The sequence below is a fragment of the Enterococcus sp. JM9B genome (genome assembly GCF_009933265.1).
Classification (GTDB): domain Bacteria; phylum Bacillota; class Bacilli; order Lactobacillales; family Enterococcaceae; genus Enterococcus_C; species Enterococcus_C songbeiensis.
This window is the reverse complement of the sequence record NZ_MAEK01000022.1, coordinates 1-26,716: the sequence shown is the minus strand read 5'-3', so window position 1 is coordinate 26,716 and position 26,716 is coordinate 1. Positions and strand designations below refer to the sequence as shown.

General features: G+C 43.2%; 27 protein-coding genes and 1 other annotated feature. Of the genes, 22 read left to right on the top strand and 5 right to left on the bottom strand.

Annotated features, from left to right (window positions below; genetic code table 11):
• Positions 1 to 37 precede the first annotated feature (37 nt).
• Positions 38 to 1,660, bottom strand: coding sequence for an ABC-F family ATP-binding cassette domain-containing protein (locus BAU16_RS06180; RefSeq protein ID WP_048604608.1), 1,623 nt, complete (start codon positions 1,658 to 1,660; stop codon positions 38 to 40).
• A gap of 330 nt (positions 1,661 to 1,990) precedes the next feature.
• On the opposite strand from BAU16_RS06180, the gene BAU16_RS06175 reads away from it, so the two are divergent.
• Entirely contained in the window at positions 1,991 to 2,809 is an 819-nt protein-coding gene (locus BAU16_RS06175; protein WP_048604607.1) for a ZIP family metal transporter, read from the top strand.
• A 67-nt stretch (positions 2,810 to 2,876) separates the two neighbouring features.
• Here BAU16_RS06175 and BAU16_RS06170 read toward each other — a convergent pair whose 3' ends face one another.
• On the bottom strand, positions 2,877 to 3,071 hold the full coding sequence (locus BAU16_RS06170) for a hypothetical protein (protein WP_048604606.1): 195 nt from the start codon (positions 3,069 to 3,071) through the stop codon (positions 2,877 to 2,879).
• 131 nt (positions 3,072 to 3,202) lie between these two features.
• On the opposite strand from BAU16_RS06170, the gene BAU16_RS06165 reads away from it, so the two are divergent.
• Complete coding sequence (locus BAU16_RS06165) at positions 3,203 to 3,628, top strand: GNAT family N-acetyltransferase (RefSeq protein ID WP_137605422.1); 426 nt, start codon at positions 3,203 to 3,205, stop codon at positions 3,626 to 3,628.
• Between the two features lie 49 nt (positions 3,629 to 3,677).
• On the opposite strand, the gene BAU16_RS06160 is transcribed toward BAU16_RS06165, so the two are convergent.
• Positions 3,678 to 4,925: a glutamate-5-semialdehyde dehydrogenase gene (locus BAU16_RS06160; protein WP_137605423.1), complete on the bottom strand. Its 1,248-nt coding sequence runs from the start codon at positions 4,923 to 4,925 to the stop codon at positions 3,678 to 3,680.
• 2 nt (positions 4,926 to 4,927) lie between these two features.
• Positions 4,928 to 5,728 (bottom strand): glutamate 5-kinase, encoded by an 801-nt coding sequence (gene proB, locus BAU16_RS06155; protein WP_048604603.1) that lies wholly within the window; start codon positions 5,726 to 5,728, stop codon positions 4,928 to 4,930.
• Between the two features lie 548 nt (positions 5,729 to 6,276).
• On the opposite strand from proB, the gene BAU16_RS06150 reads away from it, so the two are divergent.
• The 12 genes from BAU16_RS06150 (at position 6,277) to BAU16_RS06095 (ending at position 16,586) form a co-directional block, all read left to right on the top strand.
• The gene (locus tag BAU16_RS06150; RefSeq protein ID WP_137605424.1) at positions 6,277 to 6,792 is read left to right on the top strand and encodes a dUTP diphosphatase; all 516 of its coding nucleotides are present in this window, start codon (positions 6,277 to 6,279) and stop codon (positions 6,790 to 6,792) included.
• Between the two features lie 23 nt (positions 6,793 to 6,815).
• The gene (radA, locus tag BAU16_RS06145; RefSeq protein WP_048604601.1) at positions 6,816 to 8,186 is read left to right on the top strand and encodes a DNA repair protein RadA; all 1,371 of its coding nucleotides are present in this window, start codon (positions 6,816 to 6,818) and stop codon (positions 8,184 to 8,186) included.
• Positions 8,187 to 8,244: 58 nt separating this feature from the next.
• On the top strand, positions 8,245 to 9,366 hold the full coding sequence (locus BAU16_RS06140) for a PIN/TRAM domain-containing protein (RefSeq protein ID WP_048604600.1): 1,122 nt from the start codon (positions 8,245 to 8,247) through the stop codon (positions 9,364 to 9,366).
• Between the two features lie 222 nt (positions 9,367 to 9,588).
• Complete coding sequence (gene gltX / locus BAU16_RS06135) at positions 9,589 to 11,046, top strand: glutamate--tRNA ligase (RefSeq protein WP_137605425.1); 1,458 nt, start codon at positions 9,589 to 9,591, stop codon at positions 11,044 to 11,046.
• Positions 11,046 to 11,246, top strand: a binding site (T-box leader). It overlaps the preceding gene by 1 nt.
• Positions 11,247 to 11,392: 146 nt before the next feature.
• Positions 11,393 to 11,923 (top strand): serine O-acetyltransferase EpsC, encoded by a 531-nt coding sequence (epsC, locus tag BAU16_RS06130; RefSeq protein WP_048604598.1) that lies wholly within the window; start codon positions 11,393 to 11,395, stop codon positions 11,921 to 11,923.
• Positions 11,920 to 13,329: a cysteine--tRNA ligase gene (cysS, locus tag BAU16_RS06125; protein ID WP_137605426.1), complete on the top strand. Its 1,410-nt coding sequence runs from the start codon at positions 11,920 to 11,922 to the stop codon at positions 13,327 to 13,329. The genes epsC and cysS overlap by 4 nt, the downstream gene beginning before the upstream one ends.
• On the top strand, positions 13,326 to 13,730 hold the full coding sequence (locus BAU16_RS06120; protein ID WP_048604596.1) for a Mini-ribonuclease 3: 405 nt from the start codon (positions 13,326 to 13,328) through the stop codon (positions 13,728 to 13,730). The genes cysS and BAU16_RS06120 overlap by 4 nt, the downstream gene beginning before the upstream one ends.
• A complete protein-coding gene (gene rlmB / locus BAU16_RS06115; RefSeq protein WP_137605427.1) occupies positions 13,714 to 14,559 on the top strand; it encodes a 23S rRNA (guanosine(2251)-2'-O)-methyltransferase RlmB in 846 nt (281 codons plus the stop codon). The genes BAU16_RS06120 and rlmB overlap by 17 nt, the downstream gene beginning before the upstream one ends.
• Complete coding sequence (locus tag BAU16_RS06110) at positions 14,556 to 15,098, top strand: NYN domain-containing protein (RefSeq protein ID WP_048604594.1); 543 nt, start codon at positions 14,556 to 14,558, stop codon at positions 15,096 to 15,098. Before rlmB ends, BAU16_RS06110 begins: the two co-directional genes overlap by 4 nt.
• A 63-nt stretch (positions 15,099 to 15,161) precedes the next feature.
• Entirely contained in the window at positions 15,162 to 15,725 is a 564-nt protein-coding gene (locus tag BAU16_RS06105; RefSeq protein WP_137605428.1) for a sigma-70 family RNA polymerase sigma factor, read from the top strand.
• A gap of 56 nt (positions 15,726 to 15,781) precedes the next feature.
• Entirely contained in the window at positions 15,782 to 16,084 is a 303-nt protein-coding gene (locus BAU16_RS06100; RefSeq protein WP_442896819.1) for a Veg family protein, read from the top strand.
• A gap of 70 nt (positions 16,085 to 16,154) precedes the next feature.
• A complete protein-coding gene (locus BAU16_RS06095) occupies positions 16,155 to 16,586 on the top strand; it encodes a GNAT family N-acetyltransferase (protein WP_137605429.1) in 432 nt (143 codons plus the stop codon).
• Between the two features lie 50 nt (positions 16,587 to 16,636).
• Here the strand turns inward: BAU16_RS06095 and mscL are convergent, their stop codons facing one another.
• Positions 16,637 to 17,077, bottom strand: a complete 441-nt coding sequence (gene mscL, locus BAU16_RS06090; protein WP_137605430.1) for a large conductance mechanosensitive channel protein MscL — start codon at positions 17,075 to 17,077, stop codon at positions 16,637 to 16,639.
• Positions 17,078 to 17,247: 170 nt separating this feature from the next.
• On the opposite strand from mscL, the gene yfmF reads away from it, so the two are divergent.
• The 8 genes from yfmF (at position 17,248) to rny (ending at position 26,527) form a co-directional block, all read left to right on the top strand.
• Positions 17,248 to 18,513: an EF-P 5-aminopentanol modification-associated protein YfmF gene (yfmF, locus tag BAU16_RS06085; RefSeq protein ID WP_161526737.1), complete on the top strand. Its 1,266-nt coding sequence runs from the start codon at positions 17,248 to 17,250 to the stop codon at positions 18,511 to 18,513.
• Entirely contained in the window at positions 18,506 to 19,804 is a 1,299-nt protein-coding gene (gene yfmH / locus BAU16_RS06080) for an EF-P 5-aminopentanol modification-associated protein YfmH (protein WP_137605432.1), read from the top strand. The genes yfmF and yfmH overlap by 8 nt, the downstream gene beginning before the upstream one ends.
• A gap of 5 nt (positions 19,805 to 19,809) precedes the next feature.
• The gene (gene ymfI / locus BAU16_RS06075; RefSeq protein WP_048604587.1) at positions 19,810 to 20,535 is read left to right on the top strand and encodes an elongation factor P 5-aminopentanone reductase; all 726 of its coding nucleotides are present in this window, start codon (positions 19,810 to 19,812) and stop codon (positions 20,533 to 20,535) included.
• A gap of 22 nt (positions 20,536 to 20,557) precedes the next feature.
• Entirely contained in the window at positions 20,558 to 21,457 is a 900-nt protein-coding gene (locus tag BAU16_RS06070) for a helix-turn-helix domain-containing protein (protein WP_048604586.1), read from the top strand.
• A gap of 79 nt (positions 21,458 to 21,536) precedes the next feature.
• Positions 21,537 to 22,115 carry a CDP-diacylglycerol--glycerol-3-phosphate 3-phosphatidyltransferase gene (pgsA, locus tag BAU16_RS06065; protein ID WP_161526736.1) on the top strand — a complete coding sequence of 193 codons (579 nt, stop codon included), beginning with the start codon at positions 21,537 to 21,539 and terminating at the stop codon, positions 22,113 to 22,115.
• Positions 22,116 to 22,258: 143 nt separating this feature from the next.
• Positions 22,259 to 23,500 carry a competence/damage-inducible protein A gene (locus tag BAU16_RS06060; protein WP_161526735.1) on the top strand — a complete coding sequence of 414 codons (1,242 nt, stop codon included), beginning with the start codon at positions 22,259 to 22,261 and terminating at the stop codon, positions 23,498 to 23,500.
• Between the two features lie 107 nt (positions 23,501 to 23,607).
• Positions 23,608 to 24,651 (top strand): recombinase RecA, encoded by a 1,044-nt coding sequence (gene recA / locus BAU16_RS06055; RefSeq protein ID WP_048604583.1) that lies wholly within the window; start codon positions 23,608 to 23,610, stop codon positions 24,649 to 24,651.
• 319 nt (positions 24,652 to 24,970) lie between these two features.
• Positions 24,971 to 26,527 (top strand): ribonuclease Y, encoded by a 1,557-nt coding sequence (rny, locus tag BAU16_RS06050; RefSeq protein ID WP_048604582.1) that lies wholly within the window; start codon positions 24,971 to 24,973, stop codon positions 26,525 to 26,527.
• Positions 26,528 to 26,716 lie beyond the last annotated feature (189 nt).

The following is a 26,716-nucleotide window of genomic DNA, read 5'->3' as shown; positions in this document are numbered from 1 at the left end:
AACCCAATGGGTACATTTTTATAGTAACACACGAAAATCACGCATAAAGTGCGGCAACGCGATCCTGTACGTCTTTACTTTCCAAAAATTCATCATAGGTAGTATCCATCCGGTCAACCACACCTTTATTGGAAACGGCGATTACGCGATTTGCCAAGGTTTGGATGAATTGGTGGTCATGGGAAGCGAAAAGCAGTGAGCCGGTAAAGGCCATCAAACCGTCATTCAGCGCAGTGATGGATTCCAAATCCAAGTGATTGGTCGGATCATCTAAAACCAGCACATTGGCTTTTGAAAGCATGATTTTTGACAACATACAACGGACTTTTTCTCCACCGGAAAGGACATTGACCGGTTTCAAGACATCTTCACCGGAAAAGAGCATCCGTCCTAAGAAGCTGCGTAGGAACGTATTGTCGTCTTCTTCCTTCGCTGCATATTGCCGCAACCAATCCAGAATCGTCATTTCGTTGGCGAACTCCTTGCTGGTATCTTTAGGCAGGTAGGCTTGGCTAGTAGTAACCCCCCAGCGAACGCTGCCGGTATCCGGCGTCAATTCCCCCATGATAACCTTAAACAAGGTGGTGGTCACGATATCGTTGTCTGCCACGAAGGCCACTTTGTCTTCTTTGTTCAGGGTAAAGGAAATATTATCTAAAATTTTCTTGCCGTCAATTGTGACACTGACATTTTCTACTTGCAGTAAATCATTACCGATTTCCCGTTCCGGTTTGAAGCCGACAAAAGGATAGCGGCGGGAAGAAGGCTGGATGTCGTCCAATGTGATTTTTTCCAGCATTTTTTTCCGTGAGGTCGCTTGTTTTGATTTCGACGCATTCGCACTGAAGCGAGCGATAAAGTCTTGCAATTCTTTGATTTGTTCTTCTTTTTTCGCATTTTGTTGGGATTGCAGTTTTGTTGCTAACTGACTGGATTCCAACCAGAAATCATAATTGCCGACATATAATTTGATTTTACTGAAATCAAGGTCAGCCATGTGGGTACAAACTTTGTTTAGAAAATGGCGGTCATGGGAAACCACGATCACGGTATTTTCAAAATCAATCAAAAAGTCTTCCAGCCAATTGATGGATTGGATATCCAATCCATTGGTAGGTTCATCCAGCAGCAAAACATCCGGCTTGCCAAACAGTGCCTGTGCCAACAATACTTTCACTTTTTGTCCCGCAGTCAATTCACTCATTTGCAAATGGTGAAGCTCTTCCGGAATGTTTAATCCTTGCAGCATAACTGCAGCTTCCGGTTCCGCTTCCCAGCCGTTCAATTCCGCAAATTCACCTTCTAATTCCGCTGCCTTGATACCGTCTTCGTCTGTAAATTCTTCTTTCATGTAGATGGCATCTTTTTCTTTCATCACGTCATAAAGCCGTTTGTGTCCCATAATAACGGTCTCGATTACGGAATAATCTTCAAAGTCAAAATGATTTTGCTTTAAAACTGCCATCCGTTCGTCCGGACCAATTGTAACATTTCCGGTAGAAGGTTGGATTTCGCCAGATAGTACTTTTAAAAAGGTCGATTTTCCGGCGCCGTTTGCACCAATCAAGCCGTAGCAGTTGCCAGGGATAAATTTAATGTTCACATCATCAAAAAGTTTACGATCAGAAAACTGTAAACTTACGTCACTTACTGTAATCAATGGGTATCCTCACTTTTTCTTATTATTGTCAAGTCTTATAGCATTATAGCGGGGAAAATGGGAAGTTTCAACAAACTTTAAGTAAATTCACATTTTCTGAAGAAATCACCAGATCCTGTTTTTTCAAAAGGTCCAGAGAAAAAGAGCAGAAAAATAAGTATCAAACCATTAAAAATTTTGTTTGACAAATAAATTTATTAGGCTTACCATAAAAATAGAAAATTATCATAGCGATAGTAGGCGATTGTGCTATTTTGAAGGCGGAATCATTGTCAAAAAGTGGTCTGCCAAACTATGATAAAGGAGAAGAATAGTTTTGGAGGGTGAGTAATGATCGATTGGATTTTGAGTTTGGCACCATGGCAGCAAGCCTTGGTGGGGACAGGATTTACCTATTTTATGACAGCTTTAGGCGCGGGATTGGTTTTTTTCTTTAAAACCATCAAGCGGGATGTATTGAACATGATGTTGGGTTTTGCTTCAGGAATCATGATTGCAGCAAGTTTTTGGTCCTTATTAGATCCGGCGATCAGTCGTGCAGCTGAGAATGGGGATATTCCTTGGCTGGTGGTCAGTATCGGTTTTGGTGCCGGGGGATTATTTTTGTATGTGGCGGATAAAACGTTGCCCCATATGCACTTTGGTCCGAACAAAGAAAGAGAAGGACTGCCCAGTCATTTAAAACGAACGGTGTTATTGGTATTTTCAATTACGTTGCACAATATTCCGGAAGGGTTGGCAGTTGGTGTGGCCTTTGGTGCGGCGGTAAACGCCCCTAATCCGCAAACCGCCGTTTTAGCGGCGATTTCGGTGGCATTAGGTATCGGTATCCAAAACTTCCCAGAAGGCGCTGCTGTCTCAATTCCTTTGCGGCAAGAAGGCTTAAGCCGTCGAAAATCCTTTATGTACGGTCAGGCGTCCGGAATCGTTGAGCCGATTGCCGGCGTTATCGGTGCAATCTTGGTGACAAAAATGACACCGATTCTGCCTTATGCTTTGGCTTTTGCAGCCGGTGCAATGATTTATGTCGTCGTGGAAGAGCTGATTCCAGAAGCACAGCAAACCACTTCGAGCAAACGCCATTTTGCAGTCTTTGGCACGATGCTGGGCTTTATGGTGATGATGATTTTGGATGTAGCGTTAGGGTAGGAAAAACAAAAAAATCAGTCGATAGAACATCGACTGATTTTTTTATTTCGGGGAAGAATCTCAATTTTTAATACCGGCGAGACGTGTTGCGATTACTCAACCAGCGAAGAATGAAGTAGACGATTGCCACAGGGATCCCAATTTTGAAGACTAGCCAAATAAGAGAACCGGCAAGACCTAAAACGATTTTTAATAAAAAACTGGCAACGACTAAAAAGCCGACGAATGCTAAAACTTTATAAAGCGTGGATTGATTACTCATAGTATTCTCCTCATTTCCTTTTTTTTAAGAATAACAAAAAAAGCGAAGACTGCCATCGGTCTAGGGAAGTATTCTGGTTTCCCGATTTGTCAGACTTTGGTATGATAAGAAAAAAAGAAAGGGCTGAAAAAATGAAGTTAGTTGTAGGCAATCAGCGTTGGCAGAGGGCGGCTAGTTGTTACATAAGGCTGCAGGTGTTTGTGTTGGAACAAAAAATTCCGCTGGAAGAAGAATTTGATGCCCATGATTTAGATGAAACAATCTATGCGGTTTTGTATGACGAAAACAAACCAGCCGCAACCGGTCGTTTTTTGCAGGAAGGAACAACTGCTCGGCTGACCCGGATTGCGACCTTGCCGGAATACCGCAAACAGCATTTAGGCAGCCAAATTATTGAGGCGCTAGAAGTCTATGCATTGGCTCAAGGATTAAAAAAAGCAAGTATTCATGCTGATTTAACGGCTTTGCCTTTCTATCAAAAGTTGGGGTATGTGCCTTACGGCGAGGTGTATTTAGAAGACGGCGTTCCTTGCCAAAGTTTGGAAAAAGAGTTTTAAAAAAAGACCGGAAAGTTGGCTACACTAGCCAAACTTTCTGGTCTTTTTCCTATTTTCTAACTTGTCCTTCGCCATAAATAATGTATTTTGTGGAGGTTAGAGCTTCCAGCCCCATAGGACCACGGGCGTGGAGTTTTTGGGTGGAGATGCCGATCTCAGCGCCAAAGCCAAAGACGAACCCATCCGTAAAGCGGGTGGAGGCATTGACATAGACAGCCGCAGCATCGACTTCTTTCAGAAATTTTTGGGAAGCAGAGTAGTTCTCGGTGATGATCGCTTCGGAGTGCTTCGTGTTGTATTTATTGATATGTGCGATTGCTTCCTCCACGGAATCAACGACTTTCACTGCGAGAATGTAATCCAAAAATTCGGTTTCCCAGTCGGCTTCTGTTGCGGGAACGGCTTGTTTTAAATAAGCCAAGGCTTTTTCGTCAGCCCGTAGTTCAACTTGTTTTTCTGTTAAAGCCGCTTCGATTTGTGGTAAAAATTCGGCGGCAACCGCTTGATGAATCAATAAGGTTTCAGCGGCATTGCAGACAGATGGTCGCTGGGTTTTGGCGTTGACGATAATATCGATCGCCATAGCTAGTTGGGCATCTTTGTCAATATACACATGATTGTTGCCGGTGCCTGTTTCAATAACCGGAACAGTAGCCGTTTCTTTGACTCGACGGATCAGCCCTGCGCCACCGCGGGGGATCAACACATCCAAGTAATCCGTCAAGCCCATCATTTCGTTGGCGACCTTATGGGAAGTGTCGTCGACAAATTGGATGGCATAAGGATTCTCTTTTTGGGCAGCCAGGCTTTCCTGCAAAATATCCACCAGAACCTGATTGGAATGGAACGCTTCTTTTCCTCCACGTAAAATTACGGCGTTGCCGGTTTTAAAACAAAGAGAGGCAGCATCAGTCGTGACGTTTGGTCGGGATTCATAGATAATACCGATTACCCCAAGAGGAACTTTTTGTTGTCCGATCATCAAACCGTCGACATTTTTCCACATTTTGTTGACTTCACCAATAGGATCGGGCAACTGGGCTACTTGTCGGATGCCTTCTGCCATTGCGGCGATGCGTTCATCTGTTAAACGCAGTCGGTCTTTCATCGTTTCTTTGATACCGTTTTGATCGGCAACGGCTAAATCTTTGGCGTTGGCAGCTAGGATTTTTTTTGTATTGGCTTCTAAATCAGCTGCCATTTGCAACAAGAGCTGATTTTTCTTTGGGGTATCCATCAAACTTAATTGATAGGCACTTTCTTTGGCTTGGGCGCCTAAAACTGCTAATTGCGTCATTCCTATTCCTCCTTGAATAAAGTACCGAGTTCTTTGCCGGCTAAAAGATCAAAAATAATCGCGGGTTGCTTGCCGTTGGCTAAAATCATAGCTTGATGATTTTCTAAAATTCGTTGGGCGGCTTTTAATTTGCTGTGCATACCACCGGTTCCAAATTGGCTGCCTTTGCCCCCCGCTTGATCCATCAAGGTCTCATTGATGGAAGAAATGCGAGGGTACAGTTTAGCAGCAGCGTTTTTGCTGGGATTGTCTGAATAAAAACCGTCGATATCTGAAAGCATGATTAGCAAATCGGCTTTTAGAATTTGCGCAACGATGGCAGAAAGCTGATCGTTGTCGCCAAATTTGGTCAAGTGATCCATTTCATCAATCGACACAGTATCATTTTCATTAATAATCGGAATCACACCCATGTAAAGCAGTTGTTCGAGGGTATTGATCACATTTTTGCGGCTTTCAGGATATTCAACGATATCGCGAGTCAGCAAAACTTGTGCGGTTTGTTGGCTGTAACTGGCAAAACGCTGAGTGTAGATATTCATCAGCTCTACCTGTCCGACGGCGGCTACGGCTTGCTGTTCGGGAATGGCTGCCGGTCGTGTCCCAATATGTAATTTGTTCATGCCGACTCCAATGGCACCAGAAGAAACCAAAATAATTTCTTTTCCTTGATTTTTTAAATCGGCCAAAACAAACGCCAGTTGGTCGATTCCCGACAAATTGATATTCCCATTTGGATAAATCAATGAACTGGTTCCGATTTTAACTACGATTCGCCGTGCTTCTTTTAAAAATTCCCGCATCTTTCCACCTCAAACTGATAGCTATATTGTTTTTACTATTGTACTAGCTTTTGCCTTTTTTTTCATCTTTATTGTCATGTTAAAAAAAAGGTAGTAAAATCGAGGGATTTCTGGCAAAAATAACCGCACATTATTTTTACAAATGGCTTGATCGCAAAATTGCCAAGAATAGCAAGTCTGCCCGTCAATCTATCCAATAGAACGTAACTAAAGACCGCTAGTCTCACACCCTAGCGGTTCGTTGACTGTACTTTAAGCACTTCTTATTGCTTGTCTAGTCCAGCATATTTCCCCTATTTCTGCAACTTGACAAGTGATGAGCCTCCCACCTTTCTCATCATGTAAAAATCTCTCAAAATTTTTCCAATAGGATCTGCGTAGTTACTTTCAGATTGTCGACTTGCCTGCTATCGTGGTTTTTTACGGGGATTTTTTCTTTTCCCGGCATTCGTGAAGAAATTATGTAAATTTACAGAATAATTGGCATAAATCCCATAATCAGTGGTGAATTGTGTTAAAATTACACTAGGAAATTTTAGGAGGAACCCATGAAAAAACGAGGCTTTGAAATACTTACCACCTATCAAGAGGCGGAGATCACTTTGCCTAAACGGGCAACGCATCACGCAGCGGGCTATGACTTTGAAGCTGCCGCAGAAACAGTGATTCCCAGCATTTGGAAATCAGGAGTTATGGATGCTGCTAAACTGTTGCTGGGGGATCGGGAAAATCTTCAGAAAAAAATCAAACCCGTGTTAGTACCCACAGGGATCAAAGCATATATGGGAGAAGACGAATTTTTGCAGCTTGCCAATCGTTCCAGCAATCCCTTGAAGCGTTTTTTGCTTTTAGCAAATGGCGTGGGAGTCATTGACAGCGATTATTATAATAATCCAGACAATGAAGGACACATCATGTTCCAATTTCTTAATTTTGGTTTGACGGATGTGACCATCAAAAAAGGGGAACGAATCGGGCAAGGAATCTTTCTACCTTTTCTAAAAGCAGACCAAGATGAAACGATGACGCAGCGCCAAGGCGGCTTTGGTTCATCCGATAAATAACTGAACAAAGCGGGAGGCTGAAAATGGCAAAAAAAGCGAAAGTCCAGTTTGTTTGTCAAAATTGCGGCTATGTTTCCCCAAAATATTTAGGAAAATGCCCCAATTGCGGCAGCTGGAATTCCATGGTGGAAGAAATCACTCAGGATACGACAGATCGCCGGGTACGGACAACGATCACCGGACAAAAAATGCAACCCACCAAAATCGCAGATGTCGTACCGAAACGAGAACCACGGGTGGAAACAAAATTAGCGGAACTAAATCGCGTACTGGGAGGCGGTGTGGTTCCCGGCTCACTGATTTTGATTGGCGGTGATCCCGGTATCGGAAAATCAACGTTGCTGCTACAAGTATCACAGCAATTAGCAGAGATCGGCGGCAAGGTGCTTTACGTATCGGGAGAAGAAAGCGCAGAACAAATCAAAATGCGGGCGCAACGGTTAGGTTCAATTGATACCGAATTTTATTTGTACGCAGAAACAGATATGCACGACATCAGTCGAGCTATTGAAAATATTCGTCCAGATTATGTCATCATTGACTCTATCCAAACCATGACCCAACCGGATATCACCAGTGTGGCGGGCAGTGTCAGTCAGGTACGGGAAACAACAGCAGAACTGCTGAAAATCGCCAAGACCAACGGCATCGCGATTTTTATTGTTGGTCATGTGACCAAAGAAGGGTCAATTGCTGGACCGCGAATGTTAGAGCATATGGTGGATACGGTTTTGTATTTTGAAGGAGAAAAGCACCACAGTTTCCGAATTTTGCGAGCGGTCAAAAACCGTTTTGGGTCCACTAATGAGATTGGTATTTTCGAAATGCAGGAAAATGGTCTGCGAGAAGTGGCAAATCCCTCCCAAGTCTTTCTGGAAGAACGATTGGAAGGGGCGACGGGATCAGCAATCGTGGTAGCAATGGAAGGCAGCCGCCCGATTCTGGTGGAGATTCAAGCGTTAGTCACGCCGACGATGTTCGGCAATGCCAAGCGCACCACCACCGGATTGGATTTTAATCGGGTCTCCCTGATTATGGCAGTATTGGAAAAACGTGCCGGTTTGCTGCTGCAAAATCAGGATGCGTATTTGAAAGCTGCCGGCGGAGTCAAACTGAATGAACCGGCGATTGATTTAGCCATTGCCGTCAGCATTGCCTCCAGTTACAAGGAAAAAGGGACCAGTCCCACCGAATGCTTCATTGGTGAAATCGGTCTGACCGGTGAAATCCGCCGCGTGAATGCCATCGAACAGCGGGTCAAAGAAGTACAAAAACTAGGCTTTACCAAAGTGTATTTACCGAAAAATAATCTGGTGGGCTGGCAGCCGCCAAAGGGAATCGAAGTTGTCGGAGTCACTACATTATCGGAGACCTTGAAGAAAGTTTTTCGTTGATAAAAAAGAAAAGGAAGACGATTTTACGTGTTCCTTTTCAAAAATAGGAGGAATGACCATGCAGAAACGCGTCATTGTAATTTTAATGGTCGTTGCCGGAGCAAGCTTAGGAATCTCTTTGTTTCCCTTGGCTTGGCAGGCAATCGATCAGGCAAGTAATCAATGGCTGAACAATCCATTTACCAACAGTTTGTTAGGCGCACTTATTTTCTTTTTATTTTCTTTAGTGTTGGCAAAATATGTTTCAGCCGGAATCAAAAAAATCGAGGAAAAGTTAAGCGAGCTGAGTTTGACTTATTTACTTTTCGGAGCGGCCGGAGCAATCATCGGTCTGACGATCAGTGTAATCATCTCCATGGCGCTTTATAATATTCAAATTCCCTTTATCAACAGTGTAGTACCGATTATCCTGATGATATTGTTCGGCTATTTGGGTTTTCGAATCGGAACGACCCGCATTGATGAATGGAAGAAAATTTTTGCTCCGCGCAACAAAAAAAGCGAAGGCAGCGAACAAGTACTGGAACGTAAAGCGGAAGATTCTTTTCGACGGTATAAGATTTTAGACACCAGCGTCATCATCGACGGGCGTATCTACGACATCGCCAAAACCGGCTTTTTAGAAGGAACGATCTTGATCCCCAATTTTGTTTTGTACGAACTGCAATATATTGCAGATTCTGGTGACAGCTTGAAACGGGTTCGCGGGCGCCGAGGGCTGGATATTTTAAATGCGTTGCAAAAAGAAGATGGGATTTCCGTTGAAATGTACGATGGAGATTTTGAAGAAATCAATGAAGTTGACAGTAAGCTGATCAAGCTGGCAAAATTATTGGATGGGGTGGTCGTCACAAACGACTACAACTTAAATAAAGTTTCTGAGTTTCAAAATGTGCCGGTCCTGAACATCAATGAATTGGCTAATGCAGTCAAACCAGTGGTTATTCCTGGGGAAGCAATGGAAGTTCTGGTAGTCAAAGCCGGAACAGAGCGCCAACAAGGCGTCGCTTATCTGGATGACGGCACGATGGTCGTGGTGGAAGACGGACAGCACTATATGAATGAACGAATCAAAGTAATCGTCACCAGCGCCTTGCAAACGGCTGCTGGTCGCATGATTTTTGCAAAACCGGCCCATTCTGGTCGGGGAATTGATAATAAAAAAGAGGCAAACGGCTGATCCAGTCGTTTTGCCGGTTGTTCTAGTTTTGCTGGTCGGTTGGCTTTACTAATTGGCTTATTGATTGTACAATTCTAGCTGAAGATTGTATTTTCTGACGGTTAAAAAATCGCCTGAAATGCGGATTGCTGTACAATAGATTCTGAGCAGTCAGTTTGACTGACTGTTATTGGAAATTAGTGTCGGCAGTCTCAAAAAGACATCAAAGGAAGAGGAAAAAAGATGACAAAAGTACGTGTACGTTATGCACCAAGCCCCACCGGACATCTACACATTGGAAATGCGCGAACCGCTCTATTCAATTATTTATTTGCCCGTCATAATGATGGAGAGTTTATCATCCGCATCGAGGATACGGATTTAAAACGCAATATTGCGGATGGCGAAAAGAGCCAATTAGAGAATTTGACTTGGTTAGGGATGGATTGGGATGAATCCCCTCAAAATCCTGGGAAATACGGACCTTACCGTCAATCGGAACGTAAAGACATCTATCAACCATTGATCGATCAACTCTTAGCAAGCAATCGGGCATACAAATGCTACTGTACCGAAGAAGAATTAGAAGCCGAACGGGAAACCCAACGAGCACATGGGGAGATGCCTCATTATGGCGGAAAATGTGCCTTCTTGACACCAGAAGAACAAGCGGAAAAAGAAGCGCAAGGACTAGAAGCAGTGATTCGTTTCCGAGTGCCTAAAAATACGGAATACAAATTCCACGATATGGTCAAAGGAGAAATCGTTTTTGAATCCGACAATGTCGGCGGCGATTTTGTTATCCAAAAGCGTGACGGAATGCCAACCTATAATTTTGCCGTAGCTGTGGACGACCATTTGATGAAAATCACGCATGTTTTGCGAGGAGACGACCATATCGCCAACACGCCAAAACAATTGATGATCTATGAAGCCTTTGGTTGGACACCGCCTGAATTTGGGCATATGACTTTAATCATCAACAGTGAAACCGGGAAAAAATTAAGCAAACGGGATGAATCAATTCTGCAATTTATTGAACAATACCGGGAACTTGGCTATTTGCCAGAAGCAATGTTCAACTTCATCGCATTGTTGGGCTGGTCTCCAGTCGGCGAAGAAGAAATCTTCACCCAAAAAGAATTGGTGGAAATGTTTGATCCAAATCGGTTAAGCAAATCACCAGCAGCATTTGATGCGAAGAAATTGGAATGGGTCAACAACCATTACATCAAAGCGATGGATCTGGATGCATTGACGGAAATGTGCCTGCCTTATTTAGCAGCAGAAGGACGAGTAGAAGCAAATCCGACTTCTGAAAAACGAGAATGGGTGAAAAAACTTGTTTCACTGTACCAACCACAAATGAGTTATGCAGCAGAAATCGTTGAAGTTTCCGACCTGTTCTTCAATGAACATCCAGTATTGGACGAGGAAGCGAAGGAAGTTTTAGCCGGTGAAACCGTGCCGACTGTTCTAGACGCATTTAAAGAAAAATTGGAAAAAATGACGGTCGTGGATGCAGCAACCGTGAAAGCAGCCATCAAGGAAGTTCAAAAAGAAACCGGGATCAAAGGAAAAAATCTCTTTATGCCGATTCGTGTGGCGGTTTCCGGACAAATGCACGGACCAGAATTGCCAACAACGATTGAATTACTAGGAAAAGAAAAAGCGTTGGATCATTTGAATAAAGCATTATAACAAACACGAGGAACAGACGAAGTACCAAAAAAACTGATTTCAGAGAGATTGCGGTTGCTGGAAGTGATCATCAGGTTTTGGGAAATGCATCTGGGAGTGGAGTCGGCGGAAGTTGGCTACGGGTCATGAACGTTACTCATTTTAAGCTAGCTGTCTTGGCTAGAAACAAAAGTGGAACCACGCATACAGGCGTCTTTTGAATAAGGAGACTTATTTGAAGGGCGCTTGTTTTATTTTATACGAAAGTAGCTGTGCGCTTTTTTAATACATAGGCTGATTGTATCGGTAGAAGTTTTTCGAAACAGCAAGGAGTCAGAAAAAATCGTTTAAAGGAAGGAGAGAGCTTATGGGGTGGATGAACCGTGCGATTGCATCGGCGAAGCGCAATGATCCGGCGGCGCGGTCAACGCTGGAAATCCTGTTGACTTATCCCGGTGTTCACGCGCTATTTTGGCATCGTTGGTCGCATTTTTTGTATCGCCATCACTGGTTTTTGTTGGCAAAGCTCAATGCACAATTCTGGCGTTTCTTAACGGGAATCGAGATTCATCCCGGGGCGCAGATTGGTCAAGGTGTTTTTATTGATCACGGCATGGGAGTGGTGATTGGTGAAACGGCGGTGGTAGAAGACGATGTGGTTTTATTTCATGGTGTGACCTTAGGAGGAACCGGCAAGCATACCGGCAAACGCCATCCCACTGTGAAAAAAGGAGCGATGCTCTCTACCAATGTGCAGATATTAGGTCCGGTAACCATCGGAGAATACGCTAAAATCGGGGCAAGCGCGGTTGTTTTGGAGGACATTCCGGCTGGGGCGACCGCCGTGGGTATTCCGGCAAAAGTAGTCAGAATCAATGGAAAGAAGGTTTCAAAATGATTAAAGTGTACAATACCTTATCAAGAGAAAAAGAAGAATTTCAACCAATCGAAGCCAATAAGGTGCGCATGTATGTCTGCGGACCAACTGTTTATAATTATATCCATATCGGCAATGCCCGCAGTTCTATCGCCTTTGATACCATCCGCCGGTATTTTGAATATCGGGGCTATCAGGTGGATTATGTATCGAATTTTACTGATGTGGATGACAAAATCATTCGCGCTGCTAAGGAATTGGGGATCACAGCGCCGGAAGTTGCTGATCGCTTTATTCAAGCTTTTGAAGAAGACACCCACGCCTTGAACGTCAAGCCCGCAACGTTGCATCCGCGAGTGATGGATCATATGAAAGAAATCGTTGCCTTTATTCAAGCGCTGATCGAAAAAGACTATGCCTATGTAGCTGAAGGGGATGTGTATTACCGCACCCGGAAATTTGCAGATTACGGAAAATTAAGTGACCAATCCATCGATGAATTGGAAGTTGGTGCCAGTCAACGAACCGGGGAAGAACAAGCCATCAAAGAAGATCCATTAGATTTTGCTTTATGGAAAGCTGCCAAACCGGGAGAAATTTCGTGGGCGGCACCTTGGGGGGAAGGTCGTCCCGGCTGGCACATCGAATGCTCCGTGATGGCTACCCAACATCTGGGGGAAACGATTGACATTCACGGTGGAGGACAGGATTTGGAATTTCCTCATCATGAAAACGAAATTGCTCAAAGTGAAGCCAAAACTGGCAAAAAATTTGCTAATTATTGGATGCACAACGGCTACGTTACGATTGGTGAAAACGATGAAAAAATGAGCAAATCTCTAGGGAATTTTGTCACCGTCCATGAACTGATCCAAACCGTCGATCCACAAGTGCTGCGCTTTTTCATGGCGACGACCCAATATCGCCGTCCGATTCGTTATAGCGAAACCACATTGAAGGAAGCTGCCACCAATCTGCAACGGTTGCGAATCACTGTAGAAAATGCGGCCTTTCGTCAACAAAGTGCAGACAGCTCTCGACCAGAAGATGAACAAAAACTGGCGGAATTGGCAGAATTGGAACAACGCTTCACGACGGAGATGGACGATGATTTCAATGCGGCAAACGGAATCACTGTGGTTTATGAATTGGCAAAATGGTTGAATACCTATAGTGAAGGGGCTGTGTCGGAAAAAATCCTGAACGCTGCTTTGGAAAAATTAAATGCATGGTTGGCAGTTTTTGGAATTTATTTTACTGCGGATGAGTTGTTGGATAGTGAAGTGGAAGCCTTGATCGCTGAACGCAATCAAGCCCGCAAAGACCGAAATTTCCAACGCAGCGATGAAATCCGCGACCAGTTTAAAGAACAGGGGATTGTGTTGGAAGATACCCCACAAGGCACCCGATGGAGACGAGAGAAATGAAAGATTACAAACAATTGAACGGGTTGGCGCTGGCGTATGTCGGAGATGCAATTTATGAAGTCTATATTCGGGATTATTTGATCGATCAAGGACAAACAAGACCGAATCAACTGCATAAACTGGCGACCCATTATGTTTCGGCAAAGGCACAGGCGGCACTGATTCATGCCATGCAGGAGGAAAACATTCTGACGGAAGAAGAGGAACTTTTTTATCGTCGGGGCCGCAACAGCAAAAGCTACACCAGTGCAAAAAATGCGGACATCACCACGTACCGCATTTCCACCGGTTTTGAGGCATTGATGGGCTATCTGCATTTATCAAAACAAACTGTGCGCCTAGAAGAATTGATTGACTGGTGCATCAAGAAAGTGAGGGATATGGATGAAAAAGCAAAATAAATTTGAAAAAAAACGCCCTAATCAAAACAAACCGTTGAAGCATCGCGGGCTGCAACATGCTGAAAAGTCCACAAAAGAAGAGACCACCGAGCTTTCCGAAAATTTTGTTTTTGGTTTCCATGCGGTGACGGAAGCGCTGAAACAACAGCGGGGGAATAAATTGTTTCTTCTAGAAGATGGCAGGGGAGAAAAATTTGAACAATTAAAAGAACTGGCACGGGAACTTTCTGTACCGGTCAAATGGGTGCCAAAGCAAAAACTTGAAACGATGAGTGATCGTGGTGTGCATCAAGGCATGGTTTTAGCCATCACCCCGTATGAATACCTTTCATTGGATGAATTGTTGGCAAAAACAAACACGGAGGATCATGCCCCTTTTTATTTGATTTTGGATAATTTGGAAGACCCCCATAATTTTGGTTCGATTTTACGGACTGCAGATGCCAGTGGTGTGGATGGTGTCATTATTCCAAAACATCGAGCAGTGGGCATCACCCCCATCGTGGTCAAAACCTCAACAGGTGCAGTAGAGCATGTACCGGTTGCACGGGTAACCAATCTTGCTCAAAGTATCAAGCAATTAAAGGAAGCCGGATTTTGGATTTTTGGCACCGGTATGTCCGGCACGAATTACCAACAATGGCAGGCAAAAGGCTCGATTGCATTGATTATCGGTAATGAAGGCAAAGGCATGAGTGCCGGTCTGCAAAAAGAAGTCGATGAATTGCTGACGATCCCGATGGTGGGACATGTCCAAAGTTTGAACGCCAGTGTGGCGGCGGGGCTTTTGATGTATGAGGCCTTTCGTCAAAGAAGTGTGACCGAATGAAGAAACAGCTATTACTTGTTGACGGCTACAATATGATTGGAGCCTGGCCGGAATTGATTGTTTTGAAGAAGCAGGAAAAACTGGAAGATGCTCGAGAAAAGCTGTTGGAGATGCTTTCTAATTTCTCAAAATACGAAGGCTTGGAAATCATCGTGGTTTTTGATGCTCAATTTGTGCCGGGAATCACGCAACGCTTTACCAAGTATCAGCTGCAAGTCGTTTTTACAGAAGAAGGCGAAACAGCGGACAGCTATATTGAACGAGTTGCAGGGGAGTTAAATACGCCATTGACTCAAGTGACGGTAGCTACCAGTGACTTGGCAGAACAGTGGGTGGTTTTCTCTCAAGGGGCGTTGCGCACGTCTGCCAGAGAATTGTACAAAGCTATCCAAAAGACCCAAGAAGCGATTCTGCGTCATCGAGAAGACATCAAGTTCAGTAATTTTCGCCGCAATTCCCCGTGGACAGCAGATCAATTGACGGAATTGGAAGGGAAGTTAAAGGAACTCACCACAGATAAAAAGCAACCAAAAAAATGAAAAAATAAAAATTTTCCCTTTGCTATGCTCCTCTTGTAGAACTGACAAGGAGGAGTTTTTTTTATGTTGTGGCAAGAAGCAAAAGCGGGCAATGAAGCGGCTTTTTTAGAGTTATTCCATCAATATCGCCCAGTAATCTATCGGGTTCAGGGGATTTATTCTTTGCAGGATTTTGATCAGGAGGATTGGCTGCAAGTGGGGCGTATCGTGTTACAGGAAAGTATCGAGAAATTTCAAGAACTTCGAGGAGCGACATTCGGCGTTTTTTTTCGCCGGAATTTTGAAAATCGGATCAAAAGCTATTTGCGTTACCAACACGCTTTAAAACGGCGAAGCAATCTCAATGCGGTTTCTCTTGAGGAAAAAATCGCCTATGATGGACCAGACTTTTTGAATGACGGCATGAATGTTGCCGATAATCTAAATATAAAATTGATGGTGGAAGAGGCAATGGATCAGGAATTTGTCTTATTTTCCCAATTGGAACGAGAGGTGCTAACGGCCTATTTTCAAGGGAAAGATTTCAATGAAATTGCCGCAGAAAACGAGTTGTCTTTGAATAAAGTGCGGTGTGCCTATGACCGTTCGAAAGCCAAACTGCTTAAATATATTCACGAATGGAACTAGAAAGCGTTTTTAATCCTCATGTTATTTCAAAAAGCTATTGAATTGTGATTTATCTTATGTTACACTTGAAATTTTCTGTTAATTGTGTTATAATTGCTTTCGAGGTGAATGCGATGCCAACAACTTTAGCTTCAATCAAGAAAGACCTGGAATGTCGGATCGGCAGCGAAATCATGTTAGTTGCCCAAACTGGTCGGAAACGTCAAACTGAACGACGAGGCGTTTTGACTGAAACGTATCCATCAGTATTCGTCGTCGATTTAGATCAAGAAGAGAATTCATTTGAACGAGTTTCTTACAGCTATTCAGATGTTTTAACACGCACCGTAGAAATCGAATTTTTATCAGAAGCAATTTAAAAGTAAGAGTTTCCGCTTTTCATCAAAAAGCAGAGACTCTTTTTTCAACCATAGAATCGGAGGAAGAGTCATGGAATATATCGTAAAAACATTTGATGAGCTGACCACAATGGAATTTTATCGTCTGGCAAAGGAACGGGTAGCCGTTTTTGTTGTGGAACAAGCGTGTCCTTACCAAGAAATCGACGAGATTGATCCACAGGCGATCCATACCTATTTGCAAGCTGACGACGGAGAAATCTTAGCCTACACGCGAATCTATCAAGAAGGATCAGCCGTTCATTTTGGGCGAGTTTTAGTCCATGAAAACCATCGAAAAGAGGGATTAGGGAAAAAAATCGTTGAAAAAACCTTACAGGTCATCACCGAACGTTTTCCCAATCAACCGGTTGTTATTGGGGCACAAGCCTATTTGACGGATTTTTATGGCAGCTTTGGTTTTCAAGCAATTTCCGACGTGTATTTGGAAGACGATATCCCTCATATTGATATGGAGAAATAAAAAAAGTGATGCTCTTTTCAGAGGGCATCACTTTTTCTATTCCGAAAAAATCAAAACAAATCCTGCTGGTTGCGATTTTCTGAAGTTTGGACGTTTTCTTTTAACAAATCGCGGATTTCCGCTAAATAATCTTCCGCAGTCGGAACAGTGGTTTCTTCCACCACTTCTTTTTTGTGAAGATTTTTGGCATGGTTGACTGCTCGAACGATTAGGAACAGGACTAATCCGGTGATCAAAAATGTAATAATAGCACTAACAACATCACCAAATTTAAAAACAACTCCCTTGCGAACTTCCCAATCTAAAATTGACAATGCGCCATTTAAGTCATCTGTTCCGATGAAAATCGAAACCACCAACCCGATCAGCGGCGTAATTAAGCCATCAACGATTTGTTTGACGATCCCGGTAAAGGCACTCCCGATAACGACCCCAACTGCCAAATCCAAGACGTCTCCTTGCATGATAAACTGTTTGAATTCTTTGATCATGATATCCTCCTAGTATGAATATGGTAAAGTTTCACGACTAATCTACAATTCAGTATAACGAATGTTGTAGATCTTTTGAAGTAATTTGACTAAAAACAGTGGAATGTATCCTGACAAGCAGCTGTGCTATAATTGACCATGACTTGAAACTACAGAAAAGAGGAATTTCGATGGCGCTACAATTGCAAAATGGCATCAATCTTCATGTACTTCCAACCCAAAAATATAAGACGATTCGTCTGTATCTGCGTTTTTCTGCCCGCCTTGAAAAAAAAGCGGCAGCTGCCCGCACGTTGCTGACGAGTCTTTTAGAGACCAACAGTAAAAATTATCCCACCCAAACTGCGTTAAGCAGCCGGTTAGCGGAGTTATACGGCGCAAGTTTTGGCGCAAATGTCGGTAAGAAAGGCAATTTGCATCAAGTCAATATCGGTATGACGATTGTTAACGGTGATTACCTGCAAGACGATCAGGTTTTTCCCCAAGCAATGGCTTTTTTAAAAGAGATTTTATTTTTCCCCAATGTTTCAAAGGGTGCTTTTGACGAAGAGACTTTTCAAATTGAAAAAGACAATTTATTGGCTTACTTAAACAGTATTCGAGAAGACAAGCAGACCTATGCTTCCTTGAAACTGCAACAGTTATTTTTTGCCAATGATTCGGATCAAAAAACGCCAAGCTTTGGCTGGGTCGAAGATTTAGAAACCTTGACTGCCAGTGATCTTTACCAGACCTATCAAGATATGTTGACGAAGGATCAGATTGATCTGTTTGTTGTAGGAGATATCACGGAAGCGGCTGTTTTGGCAGAAGTCCGTCAGTTCCCTTTTGCGACGACGGAACGGGTCCATCCGGATATTTTTTATCAGCAGGAAGAAACGGTTATTTCAGAAAAAGTCGAACGCGAACCAATCATTCAGGCGAAATTGAATCTCGGTTATCGTATGCCTATTTATTATGACCAACCACAGCGTTTTGCTTTGATGGTTTTCAATGGTCTGTTTGGCGGCTTTCCCCATTCTAAGCTGTTCATGAATGTACGGGAAAAAGCGAGTCTTGCTTATTACGCTTCCAGCAGTTTTGATTCTTTTCGAGGATTTGTCTCCGTGCAAACTGGAATCGATGGACAAAATCGGGAAAAGGTGTTGGGTTTGATTCATGAACAATTAGTCAGTTTAATCAAAGGCGAGATTACCGATGATGAACTGGCACAAACCAAAGCCATGTTAAAAAATCAGTTTTTGTTGTCTTTAGACAATCCACAAGCCTTAATCGAAGTTAATTATTTGGATACTTGGCTGCCACAAACGCAACTGGATGAAGCGCATTTTTTACGGCAGTTAGCAGCAGTAACCAAAGAAGAGGTGCAAAAAGTCGCCCGTGAACTGACATTGCAGGCAGTATTCTTTTTGGATGGGGAGAATGAGCATGAATAAAAAAAGTTACCGACAAATAAACGAAACGCTGTATACCGAAGTTTTACCCAATGGCTTGACGGTTTATTTATTGCCCAAAGCTGATTTTCATAAAACATATGGGCTTTTCAGCACAAATTACGGTTCCATTGACAACGAATTTGTTCCCAATGGCGGCACGGAATTTGTGCGGGTTCCTGACGGGATCGCCCATTTTCTGGAACATAAATTATTTGAAAAAGAGACAGGAGATGTCTTTCAAGATTTTGGCAAACAAGGAGCCTCTGCCAATGCCTTCACCAGTTTTACAAAAACCAGTTATTTGTTTTCTGCAACAGAGAAAATCAAAGAAAATTTGGTAACCCTGCTGAATTTTGTACAGGAACCGTACTTTACCAAAGCAACAGTGGACAAAGAAAAAGGCATTATTGGTCAAGAAATCCAAATGTATGAGGACGATCCGAATTGGCGGCAATTTTTCGGGATCATCGGTAATTTGTACCCCAAACATCCTTTACACATTGATATTGCCGGTACTGTAGACAGCATCGCTGAAATTACGGCAGAAGATCTGTATCTTTGCTACCGTACCTTTTACCATCCTAGCAATATGACGTTGTTTGTGGTGGGGAATATCGATCCGGAAGAAATGATGGCTTGGATCAAAGAAAACCAAGCAGACAAAGAATTTCCAGAAGCTCAACCGATTAAACGTAACTTTCCAACAGAAACCTTAGCAGATATTCGAGAAAGCAGTTCGTTGAAAATGCCGGTGACCCGACAAAAAGCAGTTTTAGGCATCAAGGGCGAAGAAGCACTGCTTCCCCAAGAAGGACGGGAACTACTGAGATTCAAAACAGCAATGGAGCTGTTGTTCCAGTTGTTATTGGGAAACACGTCGCAAAATTACTTGCGGTTGTATACCGATGGCGTGATTGATGATACCTTTGATTTTGAGTACAATTTGGATCGCGGGTTTCATTTTGCGGATTTTGCCGGTGACACAGAAGACTCGACAGTCTTTTTCCAAGCAATCACGGCAATTTTATTAGGATACCAAAAAGACCCTGAACTCAACGAAGAAAACTTGACGCTTTTGAAGAAAAAGATGTTAGGGAAATATTTCCAATCTCTGAACTCATTGGAATATATCGCCAATCAATTTACGCAAAATCTTTTTGGTGAGACCACCTTGTTTGACGTGCCGGAGATCATTCAATCCATCACTTTAGCAGATGTTTTTGCTGCGGGAGACCAGTTGATTAAAAAAGAAGCTTTGAGCCACTTTACCATTCAACCGGAAAGTGAGTGAAAAAAATGAGAACCGCATTAGTCATGGGGGCCAGCGGAGACATCGGCGAAGCTGTTTGTCGGCGATTGGCAGCAGATGGTTGGTCCTTGTATTGTCATTATTATCAACACGAGGAAAAAGTATTAAATTTTGTTAGCGACTTGCAAGAAGCCTATCCTCATCAAGATTTTTTTATGGTATCCTTAGATATGTTGGATAATCGAAAAATCCCGCCATTTTTACAGGCATTGTTCCAAGTTGACGGGATCGTTTTCGCTTCAGGGTATACGAAATACGGATTACTGACAGAACACACACCAGAAGATATCAGCGGGTTATGGAAGATTCATATGGAAACCCCGCTATTATTGATTAAAGCCCTGCAAGAAAAATTGCAGCGATCACAAAATTCCCGCATCGTTTTTATTGGATCGGTTTACGGCATTGCCGGCAGCAGCATGGAGACGGTTTACAGCGCAGTCAAAGGTGCCCAGCAAAGTTTCGTCAAAGCCTATGGGAAAGAAGTGGCGACTTTGGGAATCACCGTGAACTGTATCGCTCCGGGAGCCGTTGCCACACAGATGAATCATTCCTGGACCGAAACCGAAATGAACGGGTTGAAACAAGATATTCCGCTAGGGAGACTGGCGTTAACAAAGGAGATTGCAGCCGCCGTAAGTTATTTATTTTCCGAAGATGCACAGTATACGACGGGAATTACCTTACCGATAACTGGAGGCTGGTTGTACTAAACAGACTGGAGAAGATGAGCGAGTGGCCAACGAAGCAACCACAATTGGACAAAGATTACGGCAAGCCCGTTTGAATAAAAATATATCCTTAGATGAATTGCAGCAGATTACCAAAATTCAAAAAAGATACTTGGAAGCAATTGAAAGAGACGAACTGGATCAATTGCCGGGGACTTTTTATGTGCGAGCCTTCGTGCGGCAATACGCCGCTGCGGTAGGTGAGAATGGCGACAAGTTGGTTGCTGTTCTGGATGGCAAAGCCTCCCTTGAACCGCCGTTGCCAAAACGGCCGCAGCCGGAAACGGTGCAAGGTTCCCGCAAAGCACTTCATGAAGAAGAACCAGAAAGTCGGTTCAAAAAATTACTGCCGGTGATTTTGATGGGAATCGTTGCGTTGCTAATCGTGGGCTTTGTCGCCTATATGACGTGGCAGGACCGCAATGCTGCGCCGATGATTACTGAATCCTCTATCACAGTAGATGGTTCAGTTGCAGAAACTTCCAGTAGCACCACGGTTTCCAGTACCAAAGAAAGCAGCACGGAAACCCAAGAAAGCACCACCGAATCTTCAGAAGAAAAGAAAATGTCAATCAAAATGGACAGCAACACACAGGCAGAAGCCAATATGACAATCCGTGATGCTGAAAGTCCATTGAAATTAACCTTTACCGGAACTACGGGACCATGCTGGGTCGGTGTGATGGTTAATGGCGGCTATGTTTATCAATATACTTTACAAGCCGGTGAGACCCAAGAGACGACGTTGCCGGAAAATGCACAAAATGCGACCATCGTGTTGGGTGCTAGTGGGAATTTGACGATCAAGGCGAATGAGGAAGACCTTGATTTTACTGACCCGAATTTGGCGGCATTGCGTAAAAATATCAATCTGACCCTTCAATACCAAGAAGCGACTGAATAAACAGGCTTTTTTAGCCGTATTGATGGAAATAAAAACAATCCTGTTCTTCCTATAAAAGAACAGAGAGGAGAAACGTTGCGTGAATTTACCAAATAAATTAACTGTTGTTCGAATTTTTATGATTCCGATTTTTATTCTAGTTTTAGCAATTCCCTTTGATTGGGGTGTAGTGACTGCTGGGGATGTTTTACTGCCGGTCACCCATCTTGTGGCAGCGATTATTTTCGCTGTTGCCAGTATCACCGATTGGTTGGACGGAAAAATTGCCCGTTCCCGTGGATTGGTTACTAATTTTGGAAAATTTGCCGATCCATTGGCAGATAAAATGTTAGTGATGACGGCGTTCATTTTATTAGTTGAATTGGACAAAGCACCGGGTTGGGTTGTAGCCATCATCATTTGTCGGGAGTTGGCGGTCACGGGCTTGCGGCTGTTGTTGGTGGAGCATGGAGAAGTCATGGCTGCTGCTTGGCCGGGGAAAGTCAAGACAGCAACACAAATGGTAGCCATTATTTTATTGTTCATCAATAATCTGCCTTTCCAATTGATGGGCTTACCATTAGACCAAATCATGCTGTACGCCTGCTTAGTCTTTACGATTTATTCAGGAATTGATTATTTCGCCAAAAATACCGCTGTTTTTAAGGGTTCCATGTAAGAAGATCAAAAAGTTCAGATTTTTTCTGGACTTTTTTGTTTTAAAGAAAAAAGGTTGCGTATATATTTGTAGAATGTCAGTGTCACTTCCATCCAGTATGCTGGTGGAATGAAGAGAAAAAAAGTGATAGGAAGGCGTCTTGTATGAAAGCAGAAATTATTGCAGTTGGAACAGAAATTTTATTAGGACAAGTAGTGAACACCAATGCGACTTTTTTATCTGAAGAGTTGGCAGATTTAGGAATCGAAGTCTATTATCATAGCGTCGTGGGAGATAATCGGCAACGGTTGGAGGCTCTGTTGAAAATGGCAGACCAGCGGAGTGATCTCGTCATTCTTTGTGGCGGTTTGGGACCGACGGATGATGATTTGACAAAAGTGGTCGTGGCTGAACACGTGGGTCAGAAATTGGTTCGTAATGAGGCGGGTTATCAGCAGCTTGTCGCTTTTTTTCAGAAACTTGATCGGGAAATGACTGCCAACAATCTAAGACAGATTTTAGTTTTTGAAGAAGGACAGGTTTTTCCAAATGATACTGGCTTGGCACTGGGAATTTTTTATGAAGGGACGACCGACTATTTGCTATTGCCGGGTCCACCAAGCGAGCTGCAGCCAATGTTTTTGCGGTATGTCAAACCGATGTTTCAAACCTATCATCAACAAGACCAACAGCTCTATTCTCGCGTGTTGCGGTTTTACGGAATTGGTGAATCCAATTTAGTAACAACATTGGCGGATTTGATCGAAACGCAAACCAATCCAACGATTGCCCCTTATGCCAAAACAAATGAAGTGACCTTGCGCTTGACTGCCAAAGCATCGGAAGAAGCCGTTGCGGCGTTGCAATTGGATCAAGTGGAAAAGAAAATCATGGATCGGGTCGGTGATTATTTTTATGGCTACGGCGAAGAAAATTCATTGGCAGCTGTTGTGGTAGCGTTGTTGAAGGAGCAAAATCGCAGCATCACAGCAGCGGAGAGTTTGACAGCTGGACTTTTTCAGGCGACCTTGGGAAATATTGCCGGTGTTTCATCTGTTTTTCCCGGCGGTTTTGTTACCTATTCAGCAACAACGAAGCAGGAATTTTTAGGAATTTCGCCTGAATTGATTGAACAATTTGGTACCGTCAGCCAAGAATGTGCAGAACAAATGGCACAAAAAGCTCGACAAAAAGCCAACACGGATTATGCATTGGCCTTCACCGGAGTCGCCGGACCAGAGGAACTGGAAGGACAGCTGGCAGGAACAGTTTGGTTGGCGCTGGCAACACCACAGGGCATCAGCAGCCGAAAGTATCGCTTTACCCGCGATCGCAGTCATATCCGCCACAGCGCAGTTATGGCGGGACTGGATCTTTTACGACGAGAATTGTTAAAAGAAAAATAAAAATGCGAAAATATGTTCGCTTTTTCTTGCTTTTTCTCTAAAGAAAAGCTATGATAATGGTACGAAAGCAAGCAACATTGGCGCAAATTTTAAGGAGGAAAATCAATTTGGCAGATGCACGTAAAGCAGCGTTGGATGCTGCGTTAAAGAAGATAGAAAAAAGTTATGGTAAAGGTGCCATCATGAAACTGGGAGAAAAAATCGACCAACAGATTTCGACGATTCCTAGTGGTTCATTGGCACTAGATGTAGCATTAGGCGTAGGCGGGTATCCTCGTGGACGGATCGTTGAAGTGTACGGTCCTGAAAGTTCAGGGAAAACGACAGTTGCCCTGCATGCAATCGCTGAAGTTCAAAAACAAGGCGGTACCGCAGCTTTTATTGATGCAGAAAATGCACTTGATCCCCAATATGCACAAAAATTGGGTGTTAATATTGATGACCTTCTCCTTTCTCAACCGGATACAGGTGAACAAGGCTTGGAAATCGCCGATGCACTTGTTTCCAGTGGCGCGGTTGATATTGTTGTCATTGACTCCGTTGCGGCGCTTGTTCCCCGAGCTGAAATCGATGGTGAAATGGGAGATGCTCACGTTGGGCTGCAAGCTCGTTTGATGTCACAGGCCCTGCGTAAATTGTCTGGTTCCATCAATAAAACCAAAACAATTGCGATCTTCATTAATCAAATTCGTGAAAAAGTCGGTATCATGTTCGGGAATCCTGAAACAACTCCCGGCGGTCGGGCATTGAAATTCTACGCTACGATTCGTTTAGAAGTTCGTCGTGCAGAACAATTAAAATCCGGCACAGATATTATCGGAAACCGGACGAAAATCAAAGTCGTTAAAAACAAAGTTGCACCACCATTTAAAATTGCGGAAGTCGACGTTATGTACGGGTTAGGTATTTCCCAAGAAGGCGAATTGCTGGATATGGCTGCAGAACAGGATATCGTTGAAAAAAGCGGTTCATGGTATTCCTACAAAGAAGAACGCATCGGACAAGGTCGAGAAAATGCAAAGAATTACATGCGGGAACATCCTGACATGATGAAAGAAGTTTCTACCAGAGTTCGTGAAGCTTACGGTATTGGCGACGGCACTACAGTTGTAGAAGAAGTCGAAGAACAGGAAGAATTACCGTTAGATTAAGATTAAAGTCGTTATCTCTTAGGAGATGACGGCTTTTTTTCTAAATGTAGCAGGATTGGCTTTCCTACCCATGATGGTTTAATGGTTTGAAAAAGTCAACGAGTAAATTTCGGCGAAATCCGTCAATCCGTACGATGCATGATAAACTGCTCATACATTCTGCATTATCTGCAATAAAAGTTGACAGTGCTTACTACAAACATTAGAATAAAGTTGTGTGTAAACACACCTATGCAAGTAGGCATATTGATAATTACTGATAACTGTTTATCAAAAAACTACAGAATAATTTTAATAAGATAGTATGGAGGTGTATCTAATGGTACCTAATATTCTCCTCGCTATCATCGGTTTAATTGTTGGTCTTGGATCAGGGTACTTCGTGGCAAAATCTCGTCATGATAAAGAGATTGAAGGCGCTAAAAATTCAGCAACCGGAATTTTGAACAGTGCGAAAAAAGAAGCGGAAACTCTGAGAAAAGAAACATTGTTAGAAGCTAAGGAAGAAAATCAGAAGTATCGGTCAGAAATTGAAAGTGAGTTGAAAGAGAGCAAACTTGAATTAAAATCACAAGAAAATCGCTTGCTTCAAAGAGAGCAGTTACTTGATCGTAAGGACGACTCTATTGAAAAGCGTGAGCACTCACTGGAAGAAAAAGAAGATAAACTTAGTGCGAAACAGCAATTAATTGACGAGCGAGAAAAAGAAGTCGAGAAATTAATTGAAGGACAACAGCAAGAACTTGAACGCATCGCTGCCTTGTCTCGAGATGAAGCAAAAGAAGTCATCATGAAGTCAACGGAAGAAGAATTGAACCACGAATTGACAATTATGGTGAAAGAATCAGAACAACGGGCAAAAGAAGAAGCAGATCGCAAAGCAAAAAATCTGTTGTCTCTTGCTATCCAACGTTGTGCAGCTGATCAGGTATCTGAAACGACGGTCTCTGTGGTTTCCCTGCCAAATGATGAAATGAAGGGACGGATTATCGGACGTGAAGGACGAAACATCCGGACACTGGAAACATTGACAGGTATCGACTTGATCATTGACGATACGCCAGAAGCAGTCGTACTTTCCGGATTTGACCCGATTCGTCGGGAAATTGCGCGAATGACTTTGGAAAAGCTGATCCAAGATGGACGAATCCATCCAGCACGTATCGAAGAAATGGTCGAAAAATCTCGTAAGGAAATGGATGAACGGATTCGTGAATATGGGGAAGAAGCTGCTTTTGAAGTGGGCGCTCATACGTTGCATCCAGATTTAATCAAGATTTTGGGACGTTTGCATTTCCGAACAAGCTACGGTCAAAATGTCTTGAATCACTCGTTGGAAGTTGCCAAATTATCTGGCGTTTTAGCTGCTGAATTAGGAGAAGACATCCAATTGGCAAAACGCGCCGGCTTACTGCATGACATCGGGAAGGCCTTGGATCATGAAATCGAGGGTTCTCACGTTGAAATCGGTGCAGAATTGGCAGCAAAATACAAAGAAAATCCAGTGGTCATCAATGCGATTGCTTCTCACCATGGTGATGTCGAAGCAACTTCTGTCATCTCTGTGCTGGTTGCCGCAGCCGATGCCTTATCCGCTGCACGGCCAGGTGCCCGCAGCGAATCATTGGAAAATTACATTCGCCGTTTGGAAAGTTTGGAAAACATCTCCAACAGTTTTGCCGGTGTCGAATCCAGTTTTGCTGTTCAAGCAGGACGGGAAGTTCGGGTCATGGTCAAACCAGAAGAGATTTCCGATTTGGATGCTGTGCGCTTAGTTCGTGACATCCGCAAGAAAATTGAAGATGACTTGGATTATCCAGGACATATCAAAGTAACCGTCATCCGGGAAACCCGTGCGACAGATTACGCAAAATAAGCTGAAACGACTTTGCTGAATAGGCAGAGTCGTTTTTTTTCTGTTTCTTTCTTTAAAAAAGCGGGTTTATTAGTTTCTAGTAGCAAATTTTCTTCTTTTAGGCTACCATTATTTTATAGTGTGAAGACGTCAGTTCCACTTATTCTAAGAAGTCTAGTGGAATGATATACGGTGTGAGAATAAAACGAA